This is a genomic window from Bacillus sp. SRL337, assembly GCF_984799155.1.
Genome location: NZ_OZ481793.1, coordinates 3,889,150 through 3,904,871, shown reverse-complemented (window position 1 = coordinate 3,904,871; position 15,722 = coordinate 3,889,150). Strand labels below are relative to the sequence as shown.

Here is a 15,722-nt window from a genome sequence, read left to right as displayed (position 1 = left end):
CTACCCATTTTGGAACAGGGATAACCCCTGATGTACTGAACCATGTTGGAGAATCTTCCATACTGTCCCATCGAAACAATCCGCTGAAAAAGGAAAGATAGTAAAGTGTAGACCCAGGGTGAAGATGGCGTATGCCGATGTCAATTGGCCAAAGTATGCCTGATAGAGTCAACGTGTTTGAAAAAAATAGGACCTGGCATCCACAGATACCGTTTGCAAACAAGAAGGAGAAGTCATTTACGTGCATATCGCCAAAAAATTCAAAACCTTATTGTGACCATGGAACGGGTATGATAAAATGAGAGTATTGTTTAATGTTCGTTTCAGGAGGTGGGACTCGTGCATACATTATTAATCACTTTACTTATCATTGTTTCAATTGGTCTTATTGTAGTTGTACTATTGCAATCAGGTAAAAGTGCAGGATTATCAGGTGCCATCTCAGGTGGTGCAGAACAACTATTCGGAAAACAGAAAGCGCGCGGACTCGATTTAGTGCTGCACCGCATTACAATTGTTCTTTCCGTATTATTTTTCATTTTGACGCTTGCAGTAACTTACTTCGGTTTTTAAGCATAGGAAACCCGGTCCGTGACGGCCGGGTTTTTTTATATTTTCCAGAGGAGAAAAATTATACATAATAGGGTTCATTACTGGATTGTTTTGCCTTTAATTGCTTAAAATAAAGGGTAGGTCAAATATTAATCAAACGTTTGATTAATAAACAAGGTGGGTCTCCGCTACAGGATGAGTGACTCCGTGTGGCGGGCAGTGAACCTCTTTGGATTCATGGAATGCTGAGCGGCCGTTCAGTGTACGGATTGGCGAATTTCTCTCATCACATATAGGAATCAGAAAAGCGTTAGCGGTTCGATGATGACTTTTTGTAAGGTGAGAGAACGAGATCCGCTAGGCACTGGCCGCTGGAGCTGGATGAGCCCCGCTGCTCCCAGGAGATCACCAATCGACTTAACATGTTTAGTCCCTGAAAAAATATGATAAGCCGTTTATAAATCGCAGTAAATGGCAGTTGCTGAATACATTTTAAAGGAGTTACAACAATGAAAACTGTTTTGCCAAAACCATTCACTTTCGAAGCCGGTCCCCGTGCTGTACTGCTTTTACACGGTTTCACCGGGAATTCCGCCGATGTCCGCATGCTGGGCCGCTTCCTTGAGAAAAAAGGCTATTCTTCACATGCGCCTCATTATAAGGGACATGGCGTTCCGCCGGAGGAACTTGTCCATACAGGGCCTGAAGACTGGTGGAAGGATGTCATGGACGGATACAACCATCTGAAGAGCAAAGGATATGAGGAGATTGCTGTTGCCGGTCTTTCGCTTGGAGGGGTATTTTCACTGAAATTAGGTTACACTGTACCTGTAAAGGGTATTGTACCGATGTGTGCGCCGATGTACATAAAAAGTGAAGAAGTCATGTATGAAGGTGTGGTCGATTATGCCAGGGAATTTAAGAAGTTTGAAGGAAAAGACCCTGCGCAGATTGAAAAAGAAATAGAAGAGTTCAAGAAAACACCGATGGATACGTTAAAGGCGCTTCAGGAACTGATTGCCGATGTTCGTGACAATGTCGATATGATCTACAGTCCGACATTTGTTATACAGGCACGGAATGACCACATGATCAATACCGATTCGGCGAATATTATTTATAACGCCGTCGAATCTGATAATAAAAACATTAAATGGTATGAGGAATCCGGCCATGTCATTACGCTGGATAAGGAGAAAGAGCAGCTGCATGAAGATGTATTTGCATTCCTTGAAGGGCTGGATTGGACTGTTTAAATTATGCTTTAGGAGGTTTGAAAATGGATGATTCTATTCGCGAAAAAATAGACAAGCTTCTTTCTTATATGAAAGATGAAGCGTATAAGCCATTGACGGTACAGGAGTTGGAAGAGGCTTTCGGGATCGAGGGTTCCTCCAATTTTAAAGAGTTTGTCAAAGCTCTTGTGACAATGGAGGAAAAAGGACTTGTTGTCCGCACGCGCAGCAACCGCTATGGCCTGCCGGAGAAAATGAATCTTGTCCGGGGAAAACTATCTGGTCATGCGAAAGGGTTCGCTTTTGTGATCCCTGATGAACCGGGACTAGATGACATTTTTATTCCGCCAAATGAAACGAATAATGCCATGAATGGCGACATCGTCCTGGCGAGAGTATCCTCTGAAACGTCAGGAAGCAGAAGAGAGGGTTCCATCGTCCGGATTTTGGAAAGAGGCGTATCACAGGTAGTCGGGACCTATACGGAAAGCAAGCATTTCGGATTTGTCATCCCTGACGACAAGAAATTCTCCAGTGATATCTTCATCCCGAAATCAGCCAACATGGGAGCAGTTGAAGGGCATAAAGTGGTTGTCAAATTGACCTCCTATCCTGAAGGCAGGAAAAGCGCCGAAGGGGAAGTCACGGATATACTGGGGCATAAAAATGATCCCGGTGTTGATATCTTATCGGTTATCCACAAACATGGTATAACAGTTGAATTTCCTGATGAAGTAATGGAGCAGGCGAACAATGTACCGGATGAAATTGATCCCTCTGAGCTTGAAAACCGCCGGGATTTACGCAATGAAACGATTGTCACCATTGATGGCGCGGATGCGAAGGACCTTGATGATGCGGTTACGGTACAACAATTGGATAACGGGAATTACAAGCTTGGCGTGTATATCGCGGATGTCAGCTATTATGTGACGGAAGGCTCCCCGATTGACCAAGAGGCGTTTGAAAGAGGGACCAGTGTGTATTTAGTGGACCGGGTGATCCCGATGATTCCGCATCGCCTTTCAAACGGTATCTGTTCCTTGAATCCCAAAGTCGACCGATTGACCCTTGGTTGCGAGATGGAAATAAACTCCAATGGTGAAGTGGTCAAACACGAAATTTTCCAGAGCGTCATTAAAACGACAGAACGGATGACTTATTCAGATGTGAACAAAATCCTTGTGGATAAAGATGAAAAGGTCCGTGACCATTATGAACCGATCGTCCCGATGTTCGAACAAATGGAAGAGCTTGCGCAGATCTTGAGGGAAAAACGCATGACCCGTGGTGCCATCGACTTTGATTTTAAAGAATCAAAGGTTTTGGTGGATGACGAAGGCAAACCGACAGATGTCGTGCTAAGAACCCGTTCGGTGGCCGAGCGTCTTATCGAGGAATTCATGCTTGTTGCCAATGAAACGGTTGCTGAACACTTCCATTGGATGGATGTTCCGTTCATCTACCGTATCCACGAAGACCCAAAAGAAGAAAAACTGCAAAAATTCTTTGAGTTCATTACGAACTTTGGGTTATTTGTCAGGGGAACAGCCAATTCTGTCCACCCGCGTGCCCTTCAGGAAATTGTTGAGGCAGTGGAAGGGAAGCCGGAGGAAGTGGTTGTATCGACCATGATGCTTCGCTCGATGCAGCAGGCGAAATACTATGCTGAAAGCCTTGGACACTTTGGGCTTTCAACACAGTACTACACACATTTCACATCACCGATCCGCCGTTATCCTGACTTGATCGTTCACCGTCTGATCAGAACATACCTGATCGAAGGCAAGCTGGATGAGAGTACAAGAGCGAAGTGGGCAGCCCAAATGGATGAAATCGCTGATCATACATCAAGCCGTGAGAGACGAGCGGTTGACGCTGAACGTGAGACTGATGAACTGAAGAAAGCAGAATACATGCTTGATAAGGTCGGTGAAGAATACGAAGGGATCATCTCTTCTGTTACGAACTTCGGAATGTTCGTCGAACTGTCCAACACGATTGAAGGCCTTGTCCATGTAAGCTACATGACAGATGACTACTATCGCTTTGATGAAAGATCAATGGCGATGATCGGTGAGCGGACCGCGAATGTTTTCCGAATTGGAGATGAGATCACGATCCGTGTCGTGAACGTCAACAAAGATGAGCGTGCCATCGACTTTGAAATTGTCGGCATGAAGAGCAACCAGCGACCGCGTGACGAGCGCCCGACAGTGGTCAGAACGAAGCAAAAGGACCGAAACGGGGGCGAAAAGCCGAAGAAAGATTCAGGCGAATGGTCCACGCGCCCTCCGCAGAACAAGAAGAAAAAAGGCAGCAAAAAGTTTGAAAATGCGCCACGAAGCAAAAGAAAACCAAAAAAACGTAAATAAGCGGATTAAGGAGAAAAGATGAGATTTCTTTTCTCCTTTGCTTTCAGCTTGTATAATGAAGATACCAGTCTGCACAGGCGGCATGTAAAAAGAGAAAACAGACGCTGCCAAAGAAAGAGGGGGAAGCCAGATGCCAAAGGGTGAAGGAAAGTTAATTGCACAAAATAAAAAAGCGCGCCATGATTTTGCCGTTGAAGAAACATACGAAGCGGGTCTTGTCCTGCAGGGAACTGAAATCAAGGCCATCAGAGCCGGCCGGGTGAACTTGAAAGATTCTTTTGCCAGAATCCAGCAGGGTGAAGTATTTGTACACAATATGCATATCAGTCCTTATGAGCAGGGAAACCGCTATAATCATGAGCCGCTCAGGACACGCAAGCTCCTGCTTCATAAAAAGCAGATATCCCAGCTGATCGGACAAACAAAAGAAGCGGGATACTCCTTGGTACCGTTAAAGCTTTATATTAAAAATGGAGTAGCAAAGCTGTTGATCGGTCTCGCCAAAGGTAAAAAGAAATTTGATAAGCGTGAAGACCTGAAACGAAAAGATGCAAACCGCACCATCCAGCGTGAACTTGCTCAAAGGCAGAAAGGTAATTACTGATTAACGTAATTTACCATAAGCCTATTCATTGCAAATTACTGCAGATTTGTTATAATAATAATTGTCGCAAGGTAATACGCGGCAGCAAGGACAACTGAATAAGTAACTGAGCTTAACTTATTCTGCCCGTTCTTCCCTTAAGGTTTTTTTGCCACAGCGCAACTAAACCAACTATCATGGGGACGTTACGGATTCGACAGGGATAGTTCGAGCTTGAGTTGCGAGCCGTGGGGATCGTCCACGATAAAACGTCAACGCCAATAATAACTGGCAAATCTAACAACAACTTCGCTTTAGCAGCGTAAGCTAGCTTAGCGGTTCCTCCCTCCATCGCCCATGTGGTAGGGTAAGGGACTCACTTTCAGTGGGCTACGCCGGATTCCACCGTCTGAGGATGAAGGAAGAGATTAATCAGGCTAGCTGCACGGACGCCCGTCGATAGGCAGAAGTTGCAGCGAAATCGCGAATATATCGGCTACGCTCGTAGACGCTTAAGTGGCGATATGTCTGGACGTGGGTTCGATTCCCACCGTCTCCACCAAATACATATTTGGTGGTTTTTATTTTTCTTAAATATTAATAAATCTAAAAAAGCAGCTGTTTGACTTGTTTACATTTGTTTCAGGCCAAATCCCCTCCAACCTTTGATTGGAGGGGATTTTTATGTGAGAAGAATCGAAAATATTAAACCGGACTTGATCCTGCCTTCCCAGTTTTCTGATTTCTTAAAATTTTTTTGCAGCAAACGTAAGCATCGTCAGCAATGAAATATTTTTTGTATCAAACGTGTTGATTGGAGCGGAAGGCGTACGGTCTCCTGCGGGATTAGCGGGACAGGTGAGACCCCGCAAGCGCAGCGAGGAGTACAATCCGGCTCCAGCGGCCCATGACTAGCGGATTTCGGTCTCCTTCCTTGCGAATCCAGCTCCAACGCCCAGCTGCTAGCGTACTTCCCGGCTCCTCCTTGAGATAAGTCATCATCGAATCGCTCCACTCTTCGTGATTCCTTTATCTCATATGTAGCCAGTCCAGTCCGTACACGGCTGAACGGGCCTTTCCGCTTTTTAATGATAAGTCATCATCAACTCACTATGTTCGTTGTGATTCCTTTATCACATACAGAAGCCCTCCAATCCGTACGCCGTTGAACGGCCGCTTCCGCTTTTTAGTCAATCCAGCTCCAGCGCCTAGCCCCTCGGGGTCATAAGCCAATCCGTCAAGAAGGTTAAAAAGCCAACCTTCCTGCCGGCTCGTCTTATGCCTGTCGGGGCTGATCAAGGCGCTTCCGCTTTTTATCAATCCAGCTCCAGCGGCCAGCGCCTAGCGGATTTCGGTCTCTCTCCTTGCGATAAGTCAACATCAACTCACGTTGTTCGTTGTGTTTCCTTTATCTCATGCGAGAGCCCTCCAATCCGTACGGCGCTGAACGGCCGCTTCCGCTTTTTATCAATCCAGCTCCAGCGCCTAGCCCCTCGGGGTCATAAGCCAATCCGTCAAGAAGGTTAAAGAGCCAACCTTCCTGCCGGCTCGTCTTATGCCTGTCGGGGCTGATCAAGGCGCTTCCGCTTTTTAGTTCACCGCCCGCCCCGCGGAGTCGTACGTCTGCAGCAGAAATCAACTATTCATTCAAAACACAGTATTTAAACATAACCCATGACATTGATTTTACCTGCAAGCTGAAGCAGCTGTTTGACTTATTGTCTACAGCTGCTTTTTCGTTTGGTATAAATAATAGTGGGAAAATTTCAATATTAAGGTTTAATTTTCCGAAAACTGTGCTACTTAAGAATGAGCACTTGTATTTTAAATGAAGAAACATCATCAAAATAGGAGTAAAGAACCAATTAATTCAGTGGAAAAAATAAACAGATTCTATCATTCTGACACAATATCATCCATGTTATAGTTAAAAAGATTGGGAAATTTTATATAAAAAGTGATCAAATCATGTGAGGTGAAGGTTCTTGTCATTATTTTATTATTATGGATTGTTAAGGGAAAAGCGTGAACAGTTTCAAAGGCTCCAGGATTGCAGCAGCAAGCTTCGAAAAAACCAGCAGGAGTTTTCAAGTTATCGGGAAACGATTACCAACCCTGAACTTTCCGCTTTTACCTGGCAGGGCACTCTTGCGAATCAATTCGATGAAATAAGGCTTAAAGGAATGCTTCATTACTTTACAGATATTGAAACGACTCAGTTTAGTGAAGTGTTTTCTGAGCTGGACAGCAAGATACAAAGCTTACAAAGTGAAATACAAGCAATTGAACATACCATTCAGAGGCTTGAAGCGGAAGAAAGAGCAAAAGCCGAAATCAATTAATTCGGGGAGGTATTATGTGTGGTCAATGAAATCCGCTTGGTGCAGGGTGAGATAGAGGAGAATCTCTCGAAAATAAAATCGTCAGCCGACTCTCTTCAGCCGGACATGCCAAATGATATCGGACAGGGAAATCATTTAGATGTGGTTACAAAGTTGAATGAGCTGAATCAGACAATGGAAATGATGGTCCAGAGTTATAAAGAACTGCTCATCAGAAATGAAAGCTCGACACGGGAGTCTGTCCACAATATGAGGGACACCGATAAGAATTTGTCTTCGCATATCAAAGTCAGGTAAGGAGAGGAACCAGGATGAAAACACTTGATGTGATGTCATTGGAAACAGGAATTGACCAACTTCTTAGAACGCTAAACCGGCAGAAGGATCAAATGGTGGAAATTGAGTCGGCGGTCAGCAGTTTTATCTCTGATGAAGCTTCATTCAAGGGAAGAGGAGGGGAGTCAATCCAGGCATTTTATCAAGATTCTCATCAATCCTTCCTGGAATTCTATCAACAGATGGCAGCAACCTATGAGGCTGCTTTAAACTCCATAAAAGGTGAACTCCAAGGGTTTGAACCGGCTCAAAATGGTTATATACGGGAGAACTTCCTGCAGAATGAAGTGGAAAATGGTTTGAATCGTGGAAGAGACACTGTTATGGATTTAACAAGTGAGACTAATGGGACGATCCAGAGTGTGCAAGATATCATCTCACTGCCAAGATTGAATGACAGTCCATTTCTTCAAGAAGTGCATACTGCGGGACAGCATAAAGATCAAACGCTGGAAAAGCTTCATCAATTTGATCAAAGCCAATCAGCCAATCTCGAGCCGGTACAACAAGATGTTGAATTGATGAATCAGTACATCCAGCAAATTCAAGGTCTTTTCTCCAGCGGCAAAATTTCCATAGATACCTATCAGCCCAATAGCTGTTACAACCCTAATTACGAGGCGGGCAGCGGATCAACAAACCCTTATTTTGATTTGACCAATAATTCCCGATTTGTTGAAAACGGAGCCGAAGCAGCAGATACCGTGAATGGACTTCAGCCTGAATGGGACCCGACACCGACCCTTGGCATCAACTTTGATCAGTGGCGGGACCAGCCGATTAATGCGGCAGCCAATCTGGGTGTGGTTACTGCAACGGGGTATGGGGCTGCGAAGAGTGTGAACCTTGCAAGAAAGGGGTTCGGAGTCACGAAGAGCTATTATACAACCGCACAAGGGAAGGAAAGGGTAAAGCTAAATGTAGATAAACCGGAATTAAACAATAATAATAAAAAAACATATTCGGGAACAAATGCTACCAATAATAAAAATCTTTATAAGTTAGTGGATCCAATGACAAGTGTGAAAGAGTCATTCAAGTGGGCAGGAAATAAAATTGGTTATATAGGAGTTGGAACAACGATTGCTGGTGATATTTATCATGGAATTGATCAGAACCAATCTCCAAGTGAAATTGCAGGAAATGTAATTGGAGATGTAGTAGTAGCTGGTGCTTCTATTGCAGCATCTGCAATGGCTGGTGCTCAATTTGGGGCTATGGCAGGAGTAGCTTTCGGGGGACCTGTTGGAGTTGCAGTGGGGGCCTTGGTAGGAGCAGGAGCAGGGATACTGATGACTACTGCTCTTTCAGATATTAAATTTATGGATTTCGACAGTGATGGTAAATTGGACTCGGTAGCTGATTCTATAAAGAAGGGTACTAAAAATATTATTGATAAAGTCAGCTCATGGTTTTAATCAAGTTAAAGAGGTGTTTATGTGAAGAAAGATAAAATAGATGAAGTTAGTCTTTCTTATTTAAGATTCCAAAAACCAAGGGAAAACCGGGGAAATATACTCGTTTTCTTTCTGATTTTTCTAGATCTTATTGGTTTAATCTTTCTTTTTGGGGAGCCGAGGATCCCCGTCATCCTGTGGGTGGGGCTAATCCCTGTCATTCTAATTCACTTTTGGGCTGTGCAATTTATCATTGCTCCCTATAAATATGAACGATTATATTATCTATTCTTTGGAATATACGGTGTGATTAATACATTTGTCTATTTTTTAGTTATACAGAAACTCATCTATAATAATTTTGAGGTTAATGGAGTAGTGCCAGCTTTTACAGGTCTGCTGATATGTATAATTCTTTTGATTGTTATGAACTGGATTAACATACGTTCACTTTATTCAGGAACATACTCAAAACTTCAAAAAGGTGAAAAAACAGTTAATTTCTCACCTTTTGCGGCAGCTTCTGGCTTAGGCTATGTTTTGGCACAATTCATTCTGTCTTCATTTTTTGTAGAATCGATTAAAATACTACTCATTATTGGTGTATTCTCTTTACTTTCTGTGGCAACTGCCTTTTTTTCCACTAATATACACAGGTATATTTATATAAATAGAAACATGGAAAAAGTGAAACAAATATATCCTGAATTTGGTTTACCTAAAAAGCTAAGAAAAAATGCATAGCTTTTATTGGAGTTAAGGAGGAGCCCTACATGTTTGCAAGGAAGAAATCAAAAGCCCCCCTGTTTTGTATAGCAATTTTTCCGGAGCAAGAATTAAGTAATGAGGAGTATGACCTTCAAGCAGATCAAATATTGGATGAAACTGAAGAAAGCGTGGTAGCAGTCACAGAAATGACATTATCTTATGAAATGAAGAGTGAACTTCAAAATCAGTTTCCGGACAGTAAAATAGAGGTTCCATGCTACGCCGTTTTCCATTATGATCCGGAAAAATTAGATGAGGAAACAAAAAAGATGGAGAAAAAATACAAGTGGAAGAAGTTTTTTAACAATATACCCATAGATGAGTACTTGATTGTCGAGCAAAAAGTATCCTACAATCCCAACCAAGTACTTTATTATACAACAGAAGTAGACAGACTCATATCTTACATAAAAGAACAAAAAATTGAATAGTAGGGTATAAGATGGACAATCTTGAAAGATCAGCCTTTTATCTTCAGGGTATGCAAACTCCTAAAGAAAACAGGAGAAATGTCATAGGTTTCTTATTAATATGTATGGATTTTGTGGGTTTATTACCATTACTGAGCATCCCTTTATCTGTTCCATTTTTTATAGCAGCTCTAATTCCATGCTTAGTTATACATTTGTGGGCAACCCTTTATATCATTGCCCCATATAAGTTTGAGAAATCTTATTATTTGTATTTGGGTGTCTTTGGAGTTGTAAATACGTATGTGTATTTCATTGTCATCCAGAAATTTTTATATCTGTACATCGGTGTGGAAGGCAGAAGTTTCTTTCTTATAGGTTTTCTGCTAATGGTGTTACTATTGTCTTTAATTCCATTTTTTAATGTGAAGATGCTTTATTCAGGTAGATATTTAAAGCTGCAAAAAGGAAATTCCAAGTTAAATATGACTCCTATAGTTGCTGCCTATATTGGGTGAACCCTTCTCATCTGCATTTTTCTGGGGTGCGGTCATTCCGGTGGTCCTCTTACATATTTGGGCGATTCCATATATTGCAGATCCTTTCAAATATGAAAAATCCTATTACCTGTTCTTAGGGGTGTATGGAATCGTAAATACTTATATTTATTTTTTGGTCATCCAGAAGTTCTTGTACGTCAATATAGGCATTGATAGCAAGATGCCTTTCATTGCAGGATTAGTTCTGCTGATTGCATTGCTGGTGTCCTTTTAAATTTTCAATGTGAAAATGCTGTACTCCGGTACATATGCAAAGCTGCAGAAGAAAGGCAATAAACTAAAGATTTCCCCATTCATAGCAACATCAAGTATAGGCTATATCATCGCCCAGACTCTCATTTCTTCGTTTATGACTGAATCTGTGTTCATGACCATCATCATTACAGGGGTAGCAATATTGTCCATATTGACTGCTTTCTTTTCAACCTCACTGCACCGGTACTACTTTATCCAGAAGAATGAAGACACTGTGAAAAAAGTATATCCTCAATTCACTTTGCCAAAAAACCTAAGGAAAAGTTAATAAGAGTAAGGATAACATCAATTCAAATTCCGGAGGTCTGCTCAATATGTTCTCAAAAAAGAAAACGGAAGAAACCCATTTTTGTATCGCTATTTTTACAAAGCAAGAACTAAGTAATCAAGAATACGACTATCAATCAAACAAAATCATGGATGTGGCGAGGAAAAAATAGTCATGGTCACTGAGATGCGTCTTACTGATGAAATAAAAGAAGAGGTAACAAATCATTTCCCCGGCATTAAAATCGACCTTCCGAGCTATGGCGTTTTCAAATGGGATGGAAAAAAGGTAGAGGAAGAAACGAAAAAGATGGAAAAGAAATTTAAATGGAAGAAATTTTTTAATAATATCCCTCTAGATGAATACTTGATTGTTGAGCATGAAGTAGCATACGAACCAAAGCAAGTTTGTTATTTTACAACAGATATGGACAGTCTCATACCTTACCTGAAAGAAGAAAAGCATGATGAGAAGGCATTATGAAAAATCAGCTGTTTGCCTTCAATGCTGGCAAATCCTAAAGAAATAAAGCAATTTGGTTAAGAGATGAGGAGGATTCGAAATGGCAAACTGGAAGCTGACAAATGAAGATTTATATTTACTGGTTAAAATGCTGGGCGGAAAAGTATTGATAGGTGTATCTAACCCGTTTCCTCATTATGGAGAAGATGAGTTGGAGAAAGAATGGGAAAGGATGTTCAAAAAGCTTCATGGCATGGAGTTAGTAGATTACATGGATGGAGAATTGAAATTCGACGATTCCTTCATTGGGGCCATGTGGGTATTGGCCAGAAGCAAGTTGGTGTCGGAGGTTATGACAGACGAAGAGGAACAAAGTATATTTTATTTTAGCGACGAGATGGTTGTCGAATGCATGAAAGAAAATGAAACAAACTACAGCATCTATACTCATCCGGCTCCGGAGTGGACAATGAAGCAGGTGATCTTTCCAAGGATGCTGATGGGTATCGAGAATCGGACAGTCCGTATGAATGACTGCCTGTACCTGCTGCCGAGGGATTATTATCAGTATGTTAAAGAACAGGACGTATTCAATCTGGAGCAAGTTCGCATGAATAATGAACTGGGCGAGGATAGTTTGCTGATTAAACATTTTAGGAGATCAGTGCAGAGGAAAATTCATTCCAACCGGCTGATGGTGTTTTACAGAAGTGAATCTGAATGGGCCATTGAAGGGGTCCATGTCTTATCATCCCCATCCTATAACTGGACGCTGAGGATGATCAATAAAGACGGGATTGAGTGGCTGCACGCCAGGCAGGCAACGGGAGAAGTGTTGGTGAAGGAAATTACCGGTGCTTTCGAACGGGTGAAAGTGAAGCAGCAGGTGCATTGAATAGGGGCAGGAGCGGAGAAAATAAAAGCTGAGGCAGGTGAGAGCATATGAAAGACAAGCACGGGCTGGATGAGATAGCGTTATCTTACTTGAACTTGCAGTCTCCTGGTATTGGAACAACCTTTTTCCTTGTTTCAGATACTATAGAAGTCTTGGTATGTGGATGAAAAAGATTAATTTCTGCATCCAGCTCCAGCGGCCAGCAGCTCCTAGCAGATTTCGGTCTTCTTCCTTTTGATAAGTCAACATCAACTCACTACGTTCATTGTGTTTCCTTTATCTCATACAGAAGCCCTCCAATCTGTACGGAGCTGAACAGCCGCTTGCGCTTTTGTTTTTGGCCGGTGATAATTCCAACACTGCTGATTCACCTTGCCGCCATTCCTTTAGTCCTCGCTCCATATAAGTTTGAACTTACCTAGTATTTATTCATGGGGATTTACGGAAGCTTCAATGCCTATCTGTATTTCTTAGTCGTACAGAAACTAGTATATCTTCATATTGGAGCTCAAGGTGCGCTTCCGTTCGTGATTGGTCTGTTCCTATTGATAGGGCTGCTCGTCTTTTTTTATGTATTCAATGTGAAAATGCTCAATTCCGGTACGTATTCCAAACGGCAAAGAAACGAATTAAGGGTTCATACTACTCCTTACCTGGCTGCTGCCGGGATCGGCTGCGTTATAGCGCAGTTTCTGATGTCTTCTTTTTTTACAGATTTCTTTCAACTCATCGTTATGGTCGTCCTTTTCTCTGTTCTCTCTTTAGCACCTGCACGTATATTAACAATTTTTTCTCTGGTTTCGGTAAGAATCTTATATCCCGGGTTTGGTCTTTCTAAGAAGGCCAGGGAGTCTGGGCGAGGGGAGAATGCAGGACGGAAGGAAAGGATGGAAGTGAAGGGGTGATAAGTTTTAGGAAGTCTCGGAAATAATTTTGCTACCCCCTGAAAAAAGTCTGTATTTTCACTAAAAAATGGTTTAGGTAAGTAAAAATAAGGATATAAAGTAAGGACTTGTTACTAAATGGTCACCGACCTAAAGTGCGTGCTCTTTAAGAACCCGCAGGTATTCACTCTCATACTATCAACCTAGAATTTTGTAAGGGAAATTATGACAAATGTCCCTTCAAAATAGTTGGGCATAGTCATATAGTTTCCTTTTTGCTGGAAAAATTGAGTTTGTTTAGGTGTTTGTAATACTATATTAATGAATGTATGGAAACAATTGTCTTTATTTTTGGAAGGAAACGGATTACATAGGTTTCTAGAATCTGTTTTTCTTGTATGGGTATTCTGATATGAAATAGATGATTACCACCAAAACTTATGAAAAGGGAGATGATTTAATATGTCAGGAATTATTCGCGTTACCCCAGCAGAATTGATTAGTATGTCCAATCGTTACACAAGTGAAAGCAGCCAGGTAGGAGAACAGATTTCACGTCTGGATAATATGATTTCCGAGCTTGAAGGCATGTGGGAAGGTGAATCCAGCCGAGCATTCGCTGAACAATACCAAACCCTTCGCCCTTCATTCCTGCAAATGCAGCAGCTGCTTGAAGACATTTCAATGCAATTGACCAGCACAGCTAAGTCCCTTGAGGATGCAGATGCTCAAATTGCCAATCAAATTCGCGGATAAGATTATCCCGATCCATTTTAAACATGAAGGAGCGCTTAACGGTAATTGGGGCGCTCCTTCCTTATGAGGTGAACCCTGACATGTATATTGAAATCACGATCAATCTTGAACGCTATGATAAGCGTTGCTTTGATTTGAGATTATCAAACTATCATACTGTGAAAAAGATGATTGACCTTGTGTGGCAGACTCAAAAGCTCGGAGTTGAGCCGAGAGAAGGTTATTGGATCCGGATCGCCAACAAAAGGAAAGTGGTTCCTGGCAGCATTCGGCTGTTGGATGCGGGCATCCGTTCCGGAGACCGTATTGAAATTTTATGAAGGAGACCAAGCGAATGTCACAAAAAAAAGGATCGTATCTGCAAGATATACTTGAAGCAGTAGTACATAGAAAAGAACACAAGATGACATTGATCTTTCAAAAAGAAAAGATACGACTGGATGATCTATCAGAAATCAGCATCCTGAAGAGCATTTCCCCTGCCATCCAGAAGGATATTACCATGGAAAATGATGAACTCCGCATCGAAAATACCATTCCAGACACCTTCGTTTTTCCATCCCTCTTAAAGGAGAGTGAAAAGGAGCGGCTGATGTGCTCTTATCAGCTGGTAAAAAAAGTTCAGGATCATCAGCTGGCACGCCTGCATCTTATTGTCTGTCCGGAAAACATAGTATTTGACCAAGGGCTGACTCCTCACTTTATCCATTATGGTGTTAAGGAAAGCCTGCCCCCTTATGAAAAAGATGAAGATCTTCTGCTGAAGGAAACCAAAGCCGCTGTCACATCTATCGTAGATCGGGAGCATTCATTCGAGGAGTATATGAATTTCAGCGGGACATTAAAATTGTCACCAAACACCAAAAGGATAGTGGAAGCTGAAAGCTTTGAACAGCTCAGCGAAGTGATCAACCACTTGATAGAGGAAACCAAAAAGTCGGATTCCCTCCTGATGGCTGTGAGCAAGAAGAAGTGGAAACTAAACAGATATGTCCTGCTGGGTGTGTCATTACTCTTAATCCCAGCCCTTATTTATTCTATTTATTCGCTTTTCTTCTTGTATCCAAAGCAGGAAAGGGTAGTGTCCGCGCAGGAAAGCTTTTTGCTCAATAAGTACAGTGATGTGGTTACAGAACTACAGTCGTATGAAATTGACGAAATACCAAAGGTCACTCAATACCAGCTTGCGCTTTCTTATATTATCAACGAGTCATTGACGGAGGAACAGAAAGAAAATGTCCGTAACACGGTGTCCCTTCAATCCGACCCGCTTTATTATGAGTACTGGATAAATATCGGAAGAGGGAAGGCGGAAGAAGCCCTGGAAGCAGCAAGGTTCTTGGAAGACCGGGACTTGATTATGTTCGGGCTCTTGAAGTACCGTGAGCAGGTAAAAGCGGACGGAGATCTCGACAGTGAAGAACGTCAGCAAAAATTAGATGAGATTGAAAATGAGTTAGCAGAATATGAGGAAGAATTGGAAGCACTTGAGGAAGAAGAGTCACAGCCTGAAGAGACATTAGAAGAAACAAGCACAGAAACAGAAGAGAAGGCAGCTCCGAAGCAAGAACCTGCAGCTGCTGAGGAGGAAACCTCCAAATCTGAAGCAGATGATAAGAAAAAATCTGACTAACAAATGAACTG

18 protein-coding genes and 1 other RNA gene are annotated in these 15,722 nt (G+C 42.1%); all 19 read left to right on the top strand.

Annotated elements, in window-relative coordinates; translation table 11 throughout:
• Positions 1-339 precede the first annotated feature (339 nt).
• Positions 340-573: a preprotein translocase subunit SecG gene (secG, locus tag AC4E8A_RS19745; RefSeq protein WP_490195498.1), complete on the top strand. Its 234-nt coding sequence runs from the start codon at positions 340-342 to the stop codon at positions 571-573.
• Between the two features lie 488 nt (positions 574-1,061).
• A complete protein-coding gene (locus AC4E8A_RS19740; protein WP_490195497.1) occupies positions 1,062-1,808 on the top strand; it encodes an alpha/beta hydrolase in 747 nt (248 codons plus the stop codon).
• Between the two features lie 23 nt (positions 1,809-1,831).
• Positions 1,832-4,162 (top strand): ribonuclease R, encoded by a 2,331-nt coding sequence (gene rnr / locus AC4E8A_RS19735; RefSeq protein WP_490195496.1) that lies wholly within the window; start codon positions 1,832-1,834, stop codon positions 4,160-4,162.
• A 130-nt stretch (positions 4,163-4,292) separates the two neighbouring features.
• On the top strand, positions 4,293-4,766 hold the full coding sequence (gene smpB, locus AC4E8A_RS19730; RefSeq protein ID WP_113926842.1) for an SsrA-binding protein SmpB: 474 nt from the start codon (positions 4,293-4,295) through the stop codon (positions 4,764-4,766).
• Positions 4,767-4,944: 178 nt separating this feature from the next.
• Positions 4,945-5,307, top strand: a transfer-messenger RNA (tmRNA) gene (ssrA, locus tag AC4E8A_RS19725).
• A gap of 1,423 nt (positions 5,308-6,730) precedes the next feature.
• Positions 6,731-7,087, top strand: coding sequence for a YwqH-like family protein (locus tag AC4E8A_RS19720; protein WP_490195495.1), 357 nt, complete (start codon positions 6,731-6,733; stop codon positions 7,085-7,087).
• Between the two features lie 18 nt (positions 7,088-7,105).
• Positions 7,106-7,384: a YwqI/YxiC family protein gene (locus AC4E8A_RS19715; RefSeq protein WP_490195494.1), complete on the top strand. Its 279-nt coding sequence runs from the start codon at positions 7,106-7,108 to the stop codon at positions 7,382-7,384.
• Between the two features lie 14 nt (positions 7,385-7,398).
• Positions 7,399-8,841, top strand: coding sequence for a T7SS effector LXG polymorphic toxin (locus AC4E8A_RS19710; protein WP_490195493.1), 1,443 nt, complete (start codon positions 7,399-7,401; stop codon positions 8,839-8,841).
• A 21-nt stretch (positions 8,842-8,862) separates the two neighbouring features.
• Positions 8,863-9,564 carry a hypothetical protein gene (locus tag AC4E8A_RS19705; protein WP_490195492.1) on the top strand — a complete coding sequence of 234 codons (702 nt, stop codon included), beginning with the start codon at positions 8,863-8,865 and terminating at the stop codon, positions 9,562-9,564.
• A 29-nt stretch (positions 9,565-9,593) separates the two neighbouring features.
• Positions 9,594-10,019 (top strand): hypothetical protein, encoded by a 426-nt coding sequence (locus AC4E8A_RS19700; protein WP_490195491.1) that lies wholly within the window; start codon positions 9,594-9,596, stop codon positions 10,017-10,019.
• Between the two features lie 11 nt (positions 10,020-10,030).
• Complete coding sequence (locus AC4E8A_RS19695) at positions 10,031-10,516, top strand: hypothetical protein (protein WP_490195490.1); 486 nt, start codon at positions 10,031-10,033, stop codon at positions 10,514-10,516.
• On the top strand, positions 10,509-10,772 hold the full coding sequence (locus AC4E8A_RS19690; protein ID WP_490195489.1) for a hypothetical protein: 264 nt from the start codon (positions 10,509-10,511) through the stop codon (positions 10,770-10,772). Before AC4E8A_RS19695 ends, AC4E8A_RS19690 begins: the two co-directional genes overlap by 8 nt.
• Positions 10,773-10,781: 9 nt before the next feature.
• On the top strand, positions 10,782-11,081 hold the full coding sequence (locus AC4E8A_RS19685; protein WP_490195488.1) for a hypothetical protein: 300 nt from the start codon (positions 10,782-10,784) through the stop codon (positions 11,079-11,081).
• Positions 11,082-11,255: 174 nt separating this feature from the next.
• On the top strand, positions 11,256-11,564 hold the full coding sequence (locus AC4E8A_RS19680; protein ID WP_490195487.1) for a hypothetical protein: 309 nt from the start codon (positions 11,256-11,258) through the stop codon (positions 11,562-11,564).
• A gap of 79 nt (positions 11,565-11,643) precedes the next feature.
• The gene (locus AC4E8A_RS19675) at positions 11,644-12,438 is read left to right on the top strand and encodes a hypothetical protein (RefSeq protein WP_490195486.1); all 795 of its coding nucleotides are present in this window, start codon (positions 11,644-11,646) and stop codon (positions 12,436-12,438) included.
• Between the two features lie 431 nt (positions 12,439-12,869).
• On the top strand, positions 12,870-13,343 hold the full coding sequence (locus AC4E8A_RS19670; protein ID WP_490195485.1) for a hypothetical protein: 474 nt from the start codon (positions 12,870-12,872) through the stop codon (positions 13,341-13,343).
• A gap of 441 nt (positions 13,344-13,784) precedes the next feature.
• Positions 13,785-14,078: a WXG100 family type VII secretion target gene (locus AC4E8A_RS19665; protein ID WP_119544952.1), complete on the top strand. Its 294-nt coding sequence runs from the start codon at positions 13,785-13,787 to the stop codon at positions 14,076-14,078.
• Between the two features lie 80 nt (positions 14,079-14,158).
• Positions 14,159-14,398, top strand: coding sequence for an ESX secretion system protein YukD (gene yukD / locus AC4E8A_RS19660; RefSeq protein ID WP_490195484.1), 240 nt, complete (start codon positions 14,159-14,161; stop codon positions 14,396-14,398).
• 14 nt (positions 14,399-14,412) lie between these two features.
• Complete coding sequence (gene essB / locus AC4E8A_RS19655; RefSeq protein ID WP_490195483.1) at positions 14,413-15,711, top strand: type VII secretion protein EssB; 1,299 nt, start codon at positions 14,413-14,415, stop codon at positions 15,709-15,711.
• Positions 15,712-15,722 lie beyond the last annotated feature (11 nt).

What these genes read in the sequence shown, in the direction of transcription:
- AC4E8A_RS19740 (WP_490195497.1), top strand. Translation starts at nt 1,062, where the DNA reads ATGAAAACTGTTTTGCCAAAACCATTCACTTTCGAAGCCGGTCCCCGT.
- rnr (WP_490195496.1), top strand. Translation starts at nt 1,832, where the DNA reads ATGGATGATTCTATTCGCGAAAAAATAGACAAGCTTCTTTCTTATATG.
- smpB (WP_113926842.1), top strand. Translation starts at nt 4,293, where the DNA reads ATGCCAAAGGGTGAAGGAAAGTTAATTGCACAAAATAAAAAAGCGCGC.
- AC4E8A_RS19710 (WP_490195493.1), top strand. Translation starts at nt 7,399, where the DNA reads ATGAAAACACTTGATGTGATGTCATTGGAAACAGGAATTGACCAACTT.
- AC4E8A_RS19700 (WP_490195491.1), top strand. Translation starts at nt 9,594, where the DNA reads ATGTTTGCAAGGAAGAAATCAAAAGCCCCCCTGTTTTGTATAGCAATT.
- AC4E8A_RS19695 (WP_490195490.1), top strand. Translation starts at nt 10,031, where the DNA reads ATGGACAATCTTGAAAGATCAGCCTTTTATCTTCAGGGTATGCAAACT.
- AC4E8A_RS19680 (WP_490195487.1), top strand. Translation starts at nt 11,256, where the DNA reads ATGGTCACTGAGATGCGTCTTACTGATGAAATAAAAGAAGAGGTAACA.
- AC4E8A_RS19675 (WP_490195486.1), top strand. Translation starts at nt 11,644, where the DNA reads ATGGCAAACTGGAAGCTGACAAATGAAGATTTATATTTACTGGTTAAA.
- AC4E8A_RS19670 (WP_490195485.1), top strand. Translation starts at nt 12,870, where the DNA reads ATGGGGATTTACGGAAGCTTCAATGCCTATCTGTATTTCTTAGTCGTA.
- AC4E8A_RS19665 (WP_119544952.1), top strand. Translation starts at nt 13,785, where the DNA reads ATGTCAGGAATTATTCGCGTTACCCCAGCAGAATTGATTAGTATGTCC.
- yukD (WP_490195484.1), top strand. Translation starts at nt 14,159, where the DNA reads ATGTATATTGAAATCACGATCAATCTTGAACGCTATGATAAGCGTTGC.
- essB (WP_490195483.1), top strand. Translation starts at nt 14,413, where the DNA reads ATGTCACAAAAAAAAGGATCGTATCTGCAAGATATACTTGAAGCAGTA.